Origin of the sequence: Enterocloster aldenensis, assembly GCF_003434055.1 — a bacterium.
Lineage (GTDB): Bacteria > Bacillota > Clostridia > Lachnospirales > Lachnospiraceae > Enterocloster > Enterocloster aldenensis.
Window position 1 is genome coordinate 227,430 of the sequence record NZ_QVEX01000003.1, and the last position, 14,741, is coordinate 242,170.

The 14,741-nt window shown below is 54.3% G+C and carries 14 protein-coding genes and 1 other annotated feature (1 of these 15 only partly in view); of the genes, 12 read left to right on the plus strand and 2 right to left on the minus strand.

What is annotated here, in order from left to right; genetic code table 11:
* The first annotated feature begins 18 nt into the window (after positions 1 to 18).
* The 9 genes from DWX59_RS09365 to yaaA all read left to right on the plus strand — a co-directional run bounded on the left by DWX59_RS09365 (position 19) and on the right by yaaA (position 9,600).
* Positions 19 to 1,713, plus strand: coding sequence for a putative polysaccharide biosynthesis protein (locus DWX59_RS09365; protein ID WP_117558372.1), 1,695 nt, complete (start codon positions 19 to 21; stop codon positions 1,711 to 1,713).
* A gap of 216 nt (positions 1,714 to 1,929) precedes the next feature.
* Complete coding sequence (locus DWX59_RS09370; protein WP_117558374.1) at positions 1,930 to 2,328, plus strand: hypothetical protein; 399 nt, start codon at positions 1,930 to 1,932, stop codon at positions 2,326 to 2,328.
* A gap of 339 nt (positions 2,329 to 2,667) precedes the next feature.
* On the plus strand, positions 2,668 to 3,996 hold the full coding sequence (locus DWX59_RS09375) for a BaiN/RdsA family NAD(P)/FAD-dependent oxidoreductase (protein WP_117558642.1): 1,329 nt from the start codon (positions 2,668 to 2,670) through the stop codon (positions 3,994 to 3,996).
* Positions 3,993 to 5,636, plus strand: a complete 1,644-nt coding sequence (locus tag DWX59_RS09380) for an NAD(P)/FAD-dependent oxidoreductase (protein ID WP_117558376.1) — start codon at positions 3,993 to 3,995, stop codon at positions 5,634 to 5,636. Before DWX59_RS09375 ends, DWX59_RS09380 begins: the two co-directional genes overlap by 4 nt.
* A gap of 108 nt (positions 5,637 to 5,744) precedes the next feature.
* Positions 5,745 to 6,608, plus strand: a complete 864-nt coding sequence (gene proB, locus DWX59_RS09385; RefSeq protein ID WP_117558378.1) for a glutamate 5-kinase — start codon at positions 5,745 to 5,747, stop codon at positions 6,606 to 6,608.
* Between the two features lie 14 nt (positions 6,609 to 6,622).
* Positions 6,623 to 6,844 (plus strand): DUF896 domain-containing protein, encoded by a 222-nt coding sequence (locus DWX59_RS09390; RefSeq protein WP_117558380.1) that lies wholly within the window; start codon positions 6,623 to 6,625, stop codon positions 6,842 to 6,844.
* A 73-nt stretch (positions 6,845 to 6,917) separates the two neighbouring features.
* Positions 6,918 to 8,159, plus strand: coding sequence for a glutamate-5-semialdehyde dehydrogenase (locus tag DWX59_RS09395; RefSeq protein WP_117558382.1), 1,242 nt, complete (start codon positions 6,918 to 6,920; stop codon positions 8,157 to 8,159).
* Positions 8,160 to 8,182: 23 nt separating this feature from the next.
* Positions 8,183 to 8,779: a signal peptidase I gene (gene lepB / locus DWX59_RS09400; protein ID WP_227116245.1), complete on the plus strand. Its 597-nt coding sequence runs from the start codon at positions 8,183 to 8,185 to the stop codon at positions 8,777 to 8,779.
* 8 nt (positions 8,780 to 8,787) lie between these two features.
* Positions 8,788 to 9,600 carry a peroxide stress protein YaaA gene (gene yaaA / locus DWX59_RS09405; RefSeq protein WP_117558384.1) on the plus strand — a complete coding sequence of 271 codons (813 nt, stop codon included), beginning with the start codon at positions 8,788 to 8,790 and terminating at the stop codon, positions 9,598 to 9,600.
* Here the strand turns inward: yaaA and hcp are convergent.
* A complete protein-coding gene (gene hcp / locus DWX59_RS09410; protein ID WP_117558386.1) occupies positions 9,575 to 11,176 on the minus strand; it encodes a hydroxylamine reductase in 1,602 nt (533 codons plus the stop codon). The two genes, yaaA and hcp, sit on opposite strands and share 26 nt — an antisense overlap.
* A gap of 118 nt (positions 11,177 to 11,294) precedes the next feature.
* On the opposite strand from hcp, the gene DWX59_RS09415 reads away from it, so the two are divergent.
* From DWX59_RS09415 to DWX59_RS09425, 3 genes are all read left to right on the plus strand, one after another.
* Positions 11,295 to 11,948 (plus strand): Crp/Fnr family transcriptional regulator, encoded by a 654-nt coding sequence (locus DWX59_RS09415; RefSeq protein ID WP_117558388.1) that lies wholly within the window; start codon positions 11,295 to 11,297, stop codon positions 11,946 to 11,948.
* Positions 11,949 to 12,042: 94 nt separating this feature from the next.
* Positions 12,043 to 12,312: a hypothetical protein gene (locus DWX59_RS09420; protein WP_040382419.1), complete on the plus strand. Its 270-nt coding sequence runs from the start codon at positions 12,043 to 12,045 to the stop codon at positions 12,310 to 12,312.
* 21 nt (positions 12,313 to 12,333) lie between these two features.
* Complete coding sequence (locus DWX59_RS09425; protein ID WP_117558390.1) at positions 12,334 to 13,647, plus strand: DNA polymerase Y family protein; 1,314 nt, start codon at positions 12,334 to 12,336, stop codon at positions 13,645 to 13,647.
* Here DWX59_RS09425 and DWX59_RS09430 read toward each other — a convergent pair.
* Positions 13,584 to 14,561 (minus strand): bile acid:sodium symporter family protein, encoded by a 978-nt coding sequence (locus DWX59_RS09430; protein ID WP_117558392.1) that lies wholly within the window; start codon positions 14,559 to 14,561, stop codon positions 13,584 to 13,586. The two genes, DWX59_RS09425 and DWX59_RS09430, sit on opposite strands and share 64 nt — an antisense overlap.
* 126 nt (positions 14,562 to 14,687) lie before the next feature.
* Positions 14,688 to 14,741, minus strand: a binding site (T-box leader) (it continues 210 nt past the right edge of the window).

Consider the following 14,741-nt stretch of genomic DNA (forward strand, 5'->3'; position numbering starts at 1 on the left):
GACTCACAAGAAAGAGATATGAATGTAAGCACATCTAGGAAAAGAACCAGAAAACAAAAGGCTGCCAATTTCGTCATACAGGGCAGCATCCTGGCATTGGCCGGCATCCTGGTACGCATCATCGGCATGCTGTACCGGATGCCTCTGAACGATATCATAGGAAAACAGGGAAATGGATATTATACATCTGCCTTCAACGTGTATAATATCCTGTTGATATTATCCTCCTACAGCATGCCGGTGGCGGTGTCCAAGATGATATCCGCCCGGATTGCAAGGGGGGAGTACAGAAACTGCAGCCGCATACTGAAAGCGGCTCTTATTTATGCCACCGTGATTGGCGGCGTGGCAGCTGTTGTGCTGTGGTTTGGGGCTGACCTATTTGCAGAACTGATTAAGACCCCGTTCAGCCGTTACGCCCTTAAGACCCTGGCGCCCACCATCTGGATCATGGCTTATCTGGGCGTGCTCAGGGGATATTTCCAGGGAACGGGAACCATGGTGCCCACGGCGGTATCCCAGATCCTTGAGCAGATCATCAATGCCATCGTAAGCGTGGTGGCTGCCGGCATCCTGTTTGACGTGGGCGTGTCCATCAACGCGGCCCAGGGCGCAAGGGATTATTCCTATGCCCTGGGCGCTGCAGGCGGCACCATCGGCACGGGCGCGGGCGCGCTGACCGCCCTGATTTATTTTATCATCCTGACCCTTTCAAAGGGCGGGGACATGCGGGCCCGGGCAAGGAAGGACGTGTCTGGCAGGACAGAGAGCTACCGGCGGCTGGTCAGGATCCTTACCATCACCGTGCTGCCCATTGTAATCAGCAGCGGAATCTATAACTGTTCCAATGTGCTGGACAACTATCTGTTCGGTCAGGGCATGGATAAGCTGGGATATATGGAAGACTCCATCGCCACCTACTGGGGCGCATTAGGGCAGTACCAGCTGCTCTTTAACATACCTGTGGCAGTGTCCAATGCCTTATCCTCCTCCCTTATCCCCTCCCTTACAAGGGCGGTGGCCAGCAGGAACAGGAAGGAAAAGCTGGAACGCATCGCAACCGCCATCCGCTTTTCCCTGCTGATTGCCATTCCCGCGGCAGTGGGGATCACGGTGCTGGCAAAGCCGGTCTGCAACCTTTTGTTTATCAGCGAGGACAACAGCCTGTTAATCCGTCTTTCCATGATCGGTTCCCTGGCCGTGGTGTTCTATTCCCTTTCAACCGTCACCAACGCCATCCTCCAGGGCCTGAACCGCCTGGACGTGCCGATCCGCCACGCAGTGGCTGCCTTGGCGGTCCATGTGGCTGTGCTGGAAGTGTGCCTTATGATGCTTAAGATGGGAATCTACAGCGTGGTCATTGCCAATATCGTTTTTGCACTTGTGATGTGCCTGCTGAACGGACGTGCCATTGCAAGGTTTGTCCGATATAAGCAGGAATATAAAAAGACCGTATTCCTGCCCGCCCTGTGTTCCGTTTTCATGGGAGCGGCAGCTTTCGGGGTCTACAAAGGAATATACAGCCTCCTTCCATCCCACATGATGCACGGACGGCTTGGAATGGCCATCGTGGTCCTGCCCTCCGTGGCAGTGGCCATTGTGGTGTACGCGCTGCTGCTGGTACGGTTCAGGGCAGTGGACGAGGATGAATTAAGGGGAATGCCCGGCGGAAGGAAGCTTGCAGGGCTGCTTGTCAGGCTGCACCTGCTGTAGGGCCTGCCTGAAAATCCATTCCTTCCCATGTGCATCCGGCGGCTGGATCCAGCGTCTTTTCCGGCATGGCGCCGGGCCGCTGCCGGCACTGCCTGGATCATTTACAGGAAAAATTTGAGAAATCATGATTAAAACAGCATAGAACGCAGATACTAACCTCAGAGCGTGTTCCAGAGCGTGTCTGAGAATGCTCCAGCATGTTAGGAGGTTAGCCTGATGAAAAAAGTATTATACTGTGTGCTGCTGTTTGTTGCCACATCCATTGTATGCCTTATCGTGGGGTATGGAATTACCAGATATAGTGTTAGACAGGAGCAGGCGGTTCCCAATACGGTGATTGAGACTGAGACGGTCAATGACATGGATGACAAAGCCGCTATGAACCAGGAGCAGATAAAGCCCATATTGGAAAGTCCTTCCCCTGCAGAGGAGTACTATCTGGTGGCTGAGTCCGGCTTCCTGCTGGTATTCTGCAGTGACAGAAGCACAATCTGTCTTTATACCCATATTCCGGTGACGGATTTTCCGGAGAAAGAGAGGTCCAAACTCCTGGAGGGAATCTGGTTTCCTTCTATGATGGATGTCTATCATTATCTGGAGTCGTATACGAGCTGAGAAGGATGGCCTGAACCATCCTGCATCCCGTTGACTGCTGCTCCCGCCCCAGGGCCGTGCCTTTGAATCCGGACGTAGTATGACTGCGCTGCTGATTCACAGACACGGCTTTAAGGCGTGTGTGATACGTTATGATGCTCCGTGTTTTGTGGGTTCCCTCCACAAAAGCCTTACTGCCCTATGGCCATACATAGAACTTCCATCCGGGAACAGACCGGATTTCCGGCATCAGATTGCCCGCCTGCCTGTCCGGTCATCATTTAGTGGTTGAAATATGGCGGAAAAGCGGATAAAATGAGTTGTAAACTTTTATGAGAGAATAAGGAGCCTGAGATGGATGTGAAGAAACGGGTTTTGATTATAGGCGGAGGCGCCTCCGGACTGGCGGCGGCTGTCTGGGCTGCCAGGCAGGGGGCACGGGTAACGGTTGTGGAGCACATGGACCGGGTGGGGAAGAAGATACTTTCCACCGGGAATGGAAGATGCAACATGACGAACCTGTACATGGGGCCGGAATGTTACCGCAGCGGTGACAGCAGCTTTCCCATGAGGGTCATAGAAGGTTTTTCGGTAGAGGATACCCTGCGGTTCTTTGGGGGGCTGGGGATTGAAATCCGGGACAGGAACGGATATATCTATCCGAATTCCGACCAGGCCTCCGCTGTGCTGGACGTCCTGCGCCAGGAGGTGGAGCACCTGGGGGTCCGGGTGCTGCTTTCCTGCCAGGTAAGTAAGATAGAGCCATCATGCGGCATGTACAGGGTTTCCAGCAGCCAGGGAATATTGGAGGCAGATGCCCTGATACTGGCCACGGGTTCCAAGGCCGCGCCTTCTACGGGTTCGGATGGGAGCGGATACGAACTGGCAAAGAGCCTGGGACATCGTGTGATAAAACCGCTTCCGGCCTTGGTGCAGCTCAGGTGCCAGGGGAGTATGTATAAACAGATGGCCGGAATCCGTACGGAGGCAAAGGTAAGCCTGTATGCGGAAAGTCCCCGATTAAATAAATCGGGGAAAGGTGCGGAAAGGATACTGCTGGCAGAGGATAGAGGGGAACTTCAGCTGACGGATTACGGGCTGTCGGGGATTCCTGTGTTCCAGGTCAGCCGCTTTGGGGCAAGGGCCCTGGATGAGGGCAGCAAAGTGGTTGCCAGGGTGGATTTCATGCCGTCCTGGAAGGAGGAGGAGGCCTTCGGCCTTTTGAGAAAACGGGCGTCGCACATGGATTATAAGACGGTGGAGGAAATGTTTGTGGGCCTTCTTAATAAGAAGCTGGCTTTGGTCTTAATCCGGCTGGCAGGGGTTGACCCTTCCATGAAGTCGGGCGGGCTGTCGCCCAGGCAATTGGGGCGCCTTCTGGAACAGATTAAATCCTATGAAGCCATTGTCATGTCCGTGAACCCTTTTGCTAATGCACAGGTCTGCTGCGGCGGGGTGGATGTGCATGAGGTGGATGCCAATACCATGGAGTCCAAAGTCAGGAAAGGACTGTACCTGGCAGGGGAACTGCTGGATGTGGATGGCATCTGCGGCGGTTATAACCTGCAGTTCGCATGGTCCAGCGGTGCCATAGCTGGTAAATGCGCGGCGGGAAAGGACACCGCTGAAAAGCGCGGACGGGAAAAAGAGGGTGCAGGAAAGATGCCTGCGGGAAGGAGACGCTTATGATCCGCATTAACCAGATTAAACTTCCCCTGGGTCATGACAGGCAGGACCTGCCTGCCAAGGTATCGGGAATCCTTGGGATTCCGGCAGGGGAAATTGATTCGCTCCATATAATAAAGCAGTCCGTGGACGCGAGGAAGAAACCGGACATATTGTACAGTTATGTGGTGGATGTGGCGGTAAGGGGGATTACGGGGAAGAAGGAAGAGAAGCTGGTGCGTAAGCTGCGGGGCAGGGATGTGTCGGTACAGGACAGCCTGGGTTACCGCCTTCCGGAGCCGGGCACGCAGGAGCTTGCCCGGCCGCCTGTTGTTATCGGCACGGGACCGGCAGGACTATTCTGCGGGCTTTTGCTGGCAAGGAAGGGATACCGGCCCATCCTCCTGGAACGGGGCGAGGATGTGGATGCCAGAACAAGGCGGGTGGCTGAGTTCTGGGAAAACGGCAGTCTGTGTCCTGATTCCAATGTGCAGTTCGGGGAAGGCGGGGCAGGAACATTTTCAGATGGAAAGCTGAATACCCTGGTTAAGGATCCATCCGGCAGGAACAAGGAGGTACTCAGAATCCTGGTGGAGTTTGGGGCCGACCCATCCATTTTATATGTGAATAAGCCCCATATCGGCACGGATGTGCTGAGCCGGATTGTAAAGGCCATGCGTGAGGAGATTGTGGGCCTGGGAGGCCAGGTGCGGTTCCTGAGCCGGGTTACGGATTTTATTGTGGAGCAGGGGCGCCTTATGGCGGTGATGGTCAATGGAAATGAACGGATTGACACGGAGGTGGCGGTGCCTGCAATCGGGCACAGCGCCAGGGATACCTTTGAGGTGCTGCTGGAGCGGGGGATTCCCATGGAGGCCAAGGCCTTTGCGGTGGGACTGCGGGTGCAGCATCCCCAGGTACTGATTAACCGGAGCCAGTACGGCATGGAGGAATGCGGGGAACTGGGGCCTGCAAGCTATAAGGTGACAAAACAGACTGCAGGGGGAAGGGGAGTGTATTCCTTCTGCATGTGCCCGGGCGGGTATGTGGTCAACGCCTCCTCGGAACCGGGACGTCTTGCGGTGAATGGTATGAGCTACCATGACCGGGCCGGGGAGAATGCCAACAGCGCGCTGATTGTAACGGTTACACCGGAGGATTTCCCGGCAGCGGAAGCTGGCCGGGAAGCGCTGGCCGGGGTGGAGTTCCAGAGAAAACTGGAAGAGGACGCCTTCTGCCTGGGAGCCGGCAGGATTCCCGTACAGCTTTACGGGGATTTTAAGGAAAACAGGATATCCTCTGGTTTTGGGGAAGTGAAACCGGCTTTTAAGGGGCAGTATTGTTTTGCCAATTTGCGGGAAATGCTTCCGGAGCCCATTTCCAGGGCCCTGCTGGAGGGCATGGAGGGTTTTGGGCGCATGATCAAAGGCTTTGACCGCCCGGATGCCATATTTGCGGGGATTGAGAGCAGGACCTCATCCCCGGTACGTATCCCAAGGGACAGCGGGCTGGAAAGTGAAGTGAAGGGAATCTTTCCCTGCGGCGAGGGAGCGGGTTACGCGGGAGGCATTACCTCGGCGGCCATGGACGGCATCCGGACCTCGGAGGAAATCATCCGACGGTACAGGCCGTTTACAAGCCGTGACAGCTCAGGCGCCGTCTGAACGGCTGCTGCAAATCTTTCATCTTGTGGAAAGGAATAGAAATTGACGTGACCTGTAAATTGGTGTAAGATAAACAGGAGTCAATATAAGAATCATAAGGAGCATACCATGGAAATCCAGGAACGCCAGATCCTTAAGGAAAAGCAGAGGATTGTGATTAAGATTGGTTCCTCTTCCCTGACCCATCCGCAGACAGGGGAGATGAACCTTATGAAGATAGAGAAACTGATACGGGTAATCAGCGATTTGCGGGGAGAGGGACGGGACGTGGTCCTGGTGTCCTCAGGAGCCATTGCGGCAGGACGTCAGGCCCTGGGGCATCACAGGCGTCCGGATACCCTGGCTGAGAAGCAGGCATTCGCAGCAGTGGGGCAGGCCCGCCTCATGATGGTTTACCAGAAGCTGTTTGCAGAGTATAACCAGACAGCGGCCCAGATCCTTCTCACAAAAGATACCATGATCAATGATTCATCCAGGTACAATGCCCAGAATACCTTTGATGAGCTTTTGAACCTGGGGGCCATTCCCATTGTCAATGAAAATGATACCGTGTCCACTTCGGAGATTCCCTATGTGGACAGCTTCGGGGATAATGACAGACTGTCAGCCATAGTGGCGGCCCTGATTGGGGCCGACCTTTTAATCCTGCTTTCCGATATTGACGGTCTGTATTCCGATGACCCAAGGAGCAATCCCGATGCCAGGTTTGTAAGCCTGGTGCCTGAAATAACCCCGGAATTCCTGGACATGGGCAAGTCCACCTCCAGCAGTGACGTGGGTACGGGCGGAATGTCGGCCAAGCTGGCAGCGGCCAGGATTGCCACGGACAGCGGGGCGGATATGGTGATTGCCAACGGGGACCAGGTGGAGGTCATACTGGATATCATGGCGGGGAAGGAAAAGGGCACGCTGTTTTTAGCGCATCCCAACCTGGATTTTGATTTAATGCATTATCTGAACAATGAATATTAGAAGAGGTGATTGATATGGACGCATCCAGAATAGACCGCATCAATGAACTGTACCATAAATCCCAGTCCGTGGGACTTACGGATGAGGAAAAGGAAGAGCAGGCAAAGCTGCGGCGGGACTATATTGCCGCCATACGCGGGAGCCTGAGAAACAACCTGAATCATATTTCCATACAGGAACAGGATGGTTCTGTTACGGACCTGGGGAAGAAGTACGGCGGAATAAAGGAAGTTTAGGACTTGGGGAACTAAGCCCCAAGGAAAATCAGACAGGGCTGTGCATGGACCGCAGAAGGGAGAGGAGAGCGCAATGACATTAACTGAGATGGGCAGGCGTGCCAAGGATGTATCAAGAGTACTTAACACCCTGGGTTCCAGGGAGAAGAATATGGGGCTGGAGGAAGCTGCCAGGGCCCTTTTGGACAGTGAGGAGGAAATCCTCACCGGCAACAGGGAAGACTATGAGCGGGCTGAGGCGGGCGGCATGAGCCAGGGCCTTTTAGACCGCCTGAAGCTGACACCCGCAAGAATCCAGGCCATGGCGGACGGCCTTTTGCAGGTGGCTGCCCTGGATGACCCGGTAGGCGAGGTCCTTTCCATGAAGCTGCGCCCCAACGGGCTGCAGATAGGGCAGAAGCGTGTTCCCCTGGGCGTAATCGGAATGATATATGAAGCCCGCCCCAATGTGACCGCGGATGCCTTTGGACTCTGTTTTAAATCAGGCAACGCAGTTATATTAAAAGGCGGCAGCGACGCCCTCCAGTCCAATAAGGCCATTGTGCAGGCCTTAAGGACCGGGCTTTTAAGGGCAGGGCTTCCGGAGGAGTCCCTGCAGCTCATTGAAGATGCCAGCCGGGATACAACCAAGGAGCTGATGCGCCTTAACCGCTATATTGATGTGCTGATCCCAAGAGGCGGCGCAGGCCTCATAAAGACCGTGGTGGAGAACAGCACCATTCCGGTGATTGAGACAGGAACCGGCAACTGCCATGTGTATGTGGATGAGACCGCGGACCTTAAGATGGCCCTGGACATTGTCTTTAATTCAAAGACACAGAGGATCGGCGTGTGCAATGCATGTGAATCCCTCCTGGTACACAGGAAGATTGCAGAGGAATTCCTGCCCATGTTAAAGAAACGCCTGGATGAAAAGAACGTGGAAATCCGGGGCGATGAGGGCGCTTGTGCGATTGTGCCGGATTTTGTTCCCGCCACGGAGGAGGACTGGGGGAAGGAATACCTGGATTACATCCTGTCCCTTAAGATTGTGGATTCCGTGGATGAGGCAATTTCCCATATCAATACCTATAACACAGGCCATTCGGAGTCCATTGTGACATCGGATTATTTCAATGCGCAGAAATTCCTGAACGAGGTGGATGCCGCGGCTGTGTATGTCAATGCCTCCACCCGGTTCACGGACGGCGATGAGTTCGGATTTGGCGCTGAAATCGGCATCAGCACCCAGAAGCTTCACGCCAGGGGCCCCATGGGCTTAAAGGAACTGACCACCACCAAATACATTATTTACGGGGATGGGCAGATCCGGTAAAACCATAGAAAAGAGGTAATAACATGTCCATAGAGGAAATGGAAGAGACAGAAGCGCAAAAGGGGCGGGGAAGGAGCCGCAGGCAGAAGGAGGAAGAACCCTTTAGCTGGAAAAAGGAAATCATCAGCTGGATCCAGATTATCGCAGCAGCCGTGGTGATTGCCCTGGTCCTTAATAATTTCATCATTGCCAACAGCCGTGTCCCAACCGGCTCCATGGAAAATACAATCATGTCTAAAAGCCGGGTGATCGGCTCCAGGCTGTCCTATATAAACAGTGACCCTGAGCGGGGGGATGTGGTTATCTTTAAGTTCCCGGACAACAGGGATATTTATTATGTGAAGAGGGTAATCGGGCTGCCGGGTGAGACAGTGGACATCGTAGACGGCAAGGTATATATCAATGATTCCGATACGCCTTTGGATGAACCCTATCTGCCCGAACCCATGGAAGGGTCGTACGGTCCGTACACGGTGCCGGAAGGCTGTTATTTCATGATGGGCGACAACCGGAACAATTCACTGGACGCCAGGTTCTGGAAGAACCAGTTTGTACCAAAGAAGGATATCATGGCAAAGGTACTGTTCTGCTATTATCCAAGAATCGGAAAAGTGGAGTAGATGACAGGATGAACATAATCATATCACCTGCCAAGAAGATGAATGTCAGGGAAGATGAGCTGGACTGGGCCGATCTTCCCTGTTTCCTTTCAAAGGCAGAAGAATTAAAAGAATACATAAGGGGCCTGAGCCGGAGTGAGGCAAGGGCCCTCTGGCAGTGCAATGAAACCATTGCCGGACTTAATTATGGGCGTTTCCAGGCCATGGACCTGACCGGACGGCTTACCCCCGCCCTTTTGTCCTATGAGGGGATCCAGTACCAGTACATGGCGCCCGGGGTGTTTGAGACAAGGCACTGGGACTATGTGCAGCAGCACTTAAGGATATTGTCGGGATTTTACGGGATTTTGCGGCCGCTGGACGGAATCGTGCCATACCGCCTGGAAATGCAGGCAAAGGTAAAACTGCCGCCGGACTGCGGCAGTCAGGAAGGGATTACCAGCCTGTATGAGTACTGGGGTGACCTTCTGTACCGGGAACTGGTAAAGGAGGACAAGGTGGTGGTTAACCTTGCCTCCAAGGAATACAGCAAAGCCATAGAACCCTTCCTGACGCCGGATATCACATACCTGACCTGTGTGTTCGGTATACTTGAGGCTGATAAAAAGGGACGGCCCAAAGTAAAGGTAAAAGCCACGGAAGCTAAAATGGCCCGCGGCGAGATGGTGCGTTTCATGGCGGAACATGAGGTCAGCTGCCCGGAAGAGTTGAAAGGCTTTGACGGGCTGGGCTATTGTTATCATGGGGAGCTGTCCGGTGAAAAGGAGTACGTGTTCCTGAAAGGGCAGAAAGACGCTATTGCTGTCCCAGGATTTTCCTGATATCCTCCTCAGGTGTTGAAACCGGATGGATGTCAAACTGTTCCACCAGGTAGTTTAATACGCCCCGGGATACAAAGGCCGGCAGCGTGGGCCCAAGATAGATATTCTTAATCCCCAGGTGCAGGAGGCTTAAGAGGATACACACGGCCTTCTGCTCATACCAGGAAAGCACCAGGGTCAGGGGCAGGTCATTGACACTGCACCCGAAGGCCTCAGCCAATGCCGCGGCCACCTTCACGGCGCCGTAAGCATCATTGCACTGTCCCATATCCAAGAGTCTTGGCAGCCCTGCCACGGTCCCCAGGTCCAGGTCATTGAAACGGTATTTGCCGCAGGCCAGGGTCAGGATGATGGAATCCGCCGGAGCCTGTTTTACGAACTCCGTATAATAATTCCTGCCCGGACGGGCGCCGTCGCATCCGCCCACCAGGAAGAAGCGGCTGATATCCCCGTTTTTAACACCCTCAATCACGGCCCCGGCAGAGGCAAGGATGGCTTCATGGCCAAAGCCTGTGGTAAGGGTGGTTCCGCCGTTGATGCCGGTCATGGCCACATCCCTGTCATAACCGCCTAATTCCAGGGCTTTTTTTATGACAGGGGAGAAGTCCTTCCCATCCCCGATATGGACCATCCCGGGGTAAGCCACAACCGAGGTGGTGAAGACGCGGTCCCCGTAGGACGGTTTTACCGGCATCAGGCAGTTGGTGGTAAAGAGCACAGGGGCCGGGATATGGTCAAATTCCTTTTGCTGGTTCTGCCATGCGGTCCCGAAGTTTCCTTTCAGATGGGGATACTTCCTAAGGTTCGGATATGCATGGGCGGGAAGCATTTCCCCATGGGTGTAGATATTGATCCCGGTTCCCTGGGTCTGCTTTAAGAGCTGTTCCAGGTCATGGAGGTCGTGGCCGGAGATTACAATGAACGGTCCCTTTTCAATGGTCATGGAAACCTGGGCAGGAGCCGGAATCCCATAAGTCTCCCTGTTGGCCCTGTCAAGCAGGGCCATGCAGTCCAGATTCACCTTGCCGGACTCCATCACAAGAGGAAGCAGGTCTTCCATGGCATAGCCGTCATAGCCCACTGCAAAAAGCCCTTTGTAGAAAAAGGAAGAGACGGACGGATCCTCATAGCCAAGGACGCGGGCGTGGAAGGCATAGGCGGCCATGCCCTTCATGCCAAAGAGCAGAAGGGATTTTAGGGAACGGATGTCCTCATCCTCGGTCCACAGTGAATCCAGGTCATAGTCGTCATTTTTTGCACATTGGGAAGTGCATCCATGGCATAGGGGGGAAAGGCTGTTTTTTGCCTTGCGGACTTTTTCCGTCAGCTGTCTTAAGGAAGCATCATCAAAGTTTACATTGGTCAGGGTTGCAAAAAGCCCTTCCAGGATCAGCTGGTCCGCTTCTTTGGGCGGGGCGGTGTTGTCGGCCGCCCTTGCAAGGCCGATCAGGGCGCCTGTCAGTTCATCCTGCAGCTTTGCGGTTTTTGCGGTTTTTCCGCAGACACCGGCATTTCCGGTACATCCGCTGCATCCAGCGGTCTGTTCGCATTGAAAACAAAACATTTCATGACTCATATATGGTTTCCTCCTTGTTATGGGTGATGTTCCGGATAGGACCGGCTTGACTGTTATGGGTGAAGTATACTATAATTCTGACAACATGTATGTTGTTCTGACAACGAAAGGAGAAAATATGAATGTCCGTGTTTTATCAGGTACCCCGCTGTTCCAGGGAATCAAGGAGCAGGAGATAGAGGCCATGCTGCAGTGCCTTTCTGCTGAGGAAAAAGAGTTTGAAAAGGACGCCTATCTCTACAGGACAGGGGATATCACGGGACGTCTGGGGATTGTGATGGAGGGGTCTGTCAATATTGTGAAGGATGATGTGTGGGGGAACCGGAAAATCATTGAGAACATCGGACAGGGCCAGATTTTTGCAGAGACATATGCGTGTCTTAAGGGGGAGGCCATGATGGTGGATGTGCAGGCCTCCGAACCCACAAAGGTGCTGTTCGTGGATGTCAGGCGCATCCTGACCACATGTCCTTCTGCCTGCGATTTCCACGCCAGGCTGATACGCAGCCTGATGTATGTGCTGGCCCATAAGAACCTGGTCCTCACAAAGAAGATGGATGTGATCACACCCAAGTCCCTCAGGGAGCGGGTGCTGGTTTACCTGTCCCAGGAATCGGTAAAGCAGGGGAACCGGACGGTCACGGTTCCTTTTAACAGGCAGCAGATGGCGGATTATCTGTCCGTGGACAGAAGCGCCCTGTCCGGGGAACTTTCTAAAATGCAGAAGGAAGGCGTGATTGCCTATGAGAAGAACCGCTTTACGGTTCTGTGAGGGTCCTGTAACCATCTGTAATCAGGCATTGGCAGGAATTACCACTTGAAATCGAACATACGTTCCTGTATAGTGAAAACAGGAGGTGAGGGTAATGGCTGCATTGAACATACCCATACAGCTGGTTGGGGCGTGCAGCACGCTGGGCGACATGACGCCGTTGTGGTTCCGGTATGAGAATGAGGAACACGCAGTTGTTACAGTTAAGGTGGAGGAAGTTGTTTCATCAAAGGAAGAAAGATACTGCGGAATGGATTATATCAGCTTTGTGTGCTGGGCGGCAGCAGAAGGGCAGAGACGGCTCATTGAACTGCGCTACCGGGTGTCCACCCACAAGTGGTCATTGTTCCGGACTTTATCATAGGAGGATGGACAGGAAGGGAAGATGGAGGAATTGTGGTATCACGTAGATGTCAACAGTGCGTTCCTGAGCTGGAGCGCTGCCCATGAGATCTGGATTAAGGGCGGGGACCTGGACCTGCGCACCGTGCCGTCCGTGATAGGGGGAAATGAAAAGGACCGCCACGGCATCGTGCTGGCCAAGTCGGGACCGGCGGCCCGGTTTGGCATCAGGACCGGGGAGACCCTGGTGGAAGCCAGGAACAAGTGCCCGGGGCTTATCATAGCGCCGCCGGAGTATGACCTGTATGTACAATGCTCCAGGGCCCTTATACAACTTCTGGGCAGGTATTCCCACCATATCCACCAGTACAGCATTGATGAGGCCTTCTGCGCCATGGACGGCACAAAGAACCTGTGGGGGAATCCGGTGGCCTTTGCGCAGCAGATTGGGGCGGAAATCCGCCGTACCCTGGGATTCACGGTTAATATCGGGGTTTCGGATAACAAGCTGCTGGCCAAGATGGCATCGGAGCTCCAGAAGCCTGACAAGGTACACACCTTGTTTAAGGACGAAATCCCAAAGAAAATGTGGCCCCTGCCGGTGGAGGACCTGTTCTGGGTGGGGCGCGCCGCCAGCCGGAAGCTGAAGGCTCTTGGGATCCGCACCATCGGGGATCTGGCGGCAGCGGACCGCGGTCTGGTGGGACGGCATTTGAAAAAGCATGGGGAGTTTATCTGGGACTACGCCAATGGCAGGGATAACTCCCCTTTTTTGCAGGAACGGCCTGAGAATAAGGGATATGGGAATTCCATGACAATTCCCATGGATGTGACGGATGCGGATACGGCCCGCCAGGTCATCCTTTCCCTCACGGAGACAGTGTGCGCCAGGCTGAGGGCAGATGGGATGAAGGCGGGCTGTGTGGGCATATCCATCACGGACCGGGATTTCAGGCATGCCTCCCGCCAGCGGACCCTGGTCTCGGCCACCCATACCACCTTTGAGATATACCGGGCGGCCTGCCTGATATTTGAAGACCTGTGGGACCGTGCGCCCATCCGCCAGATGGGGGTCCACACCAGCCGGGTTACCCATGACACGGCCTATCAGTACAACCTGTTCGATATGGACCGTTATGAGAAGTACGCCAGGCTGGATGAAGCCATTGACGGGATACGCAGCCGGTACGGCGAGGACTCTGTCATGCGGGCCGTGTTTCTCGGCGGGAGCCTGCCCCACATGGGCGGCGGGATTGACAAGGCCAAAAGGACCGGGATGACCAAGCCCCTGCCTTATTGCCCTTCAGATACAGCGGAAGATGGGGCCGGCCCGGCCTGTCCTGCGGTACGGGCATAGATGTTGGCAAGGACTGCGCCGGATATATTGTGCCATACGCTGAACACGGCGCCCGGTATGGTTGCCAGGGGATACTGGGCAAAATGGGTGGCTGCCAGGGAAGTGGCAAGACCTGAGTTCTGCATCCCCACTTCGATGGAGATGGCCCTGCATTTGCTGGAATCCAGCTTTAAGAGCTTTCCGATGGAGAATCCCAGGAAGTAGCCCAGGACATTGTGCAGGATGACAACACCCACAATCAGCAGCCCGCTGGTCATGATCTTGGAGGAATTGGCGCTTACCACGGCGGCCACGATGGCTACGATGGCCGTGGTGGAAATCAGGGGCAGGATTTCAACCACATTCTGGGTAAAGCGTGAGAAGAAATGGTTGATGATGAATCCGGCGGCAATTGGTACGATCACCACCTTGATGATGGAGAGGAACATGCTTGCCATATTGACATCCACCTTGGCGCCCGCATACACATAGGTCAGCAGGGGCGTCAGAAACGGCGCAAGCACGGTGGAGACCGCGGTCATGCCCACGGACAGGGGAACATCGCCCTTGGACAGGTAGGTCATGACATTGGATGAGGTGCCGCCCGGACAGGTGCCTACCAGGATGACTCCGATGGCCAGTTCCGGGGAAAGGCGGAACAGCCTGGTCAGCAGGAATGCCAGAAGGGGCATGATGGTGAACTGTGCAATACATCCCAGCACCACGTCCTTGGGGCGGGAGAAAACCACCTTGAAATCACCTGGTCTTAAGGTGAGTCCCATGCCGAACATGACGATGCCTAAAAGGGTGTTTACATAGGAGGTCTTGATGAAACTGACAGAGCCGGGCGCCAGCAGGGCCAGGGCCGCCACGGCGATGACGATTACCGCCATATTCTGTCCAAAGAAGTTACTGAGTTTTTTGAGTGCATTCATGATACATTCTCCCTTCGGTTTCTTTTGTTGGGCCACAGCAGGCTTTGGGGACACATTGCACAGATGACGGGAATGGATGTCCAAATTACTCCCTGGGAAATGAAAAGGCCCCTGTCTCCTGTTATTCTTAGAGACAAAGGCCTGAAAATCCCTCTGCGGTACCACTCTGATTGCTGCCAA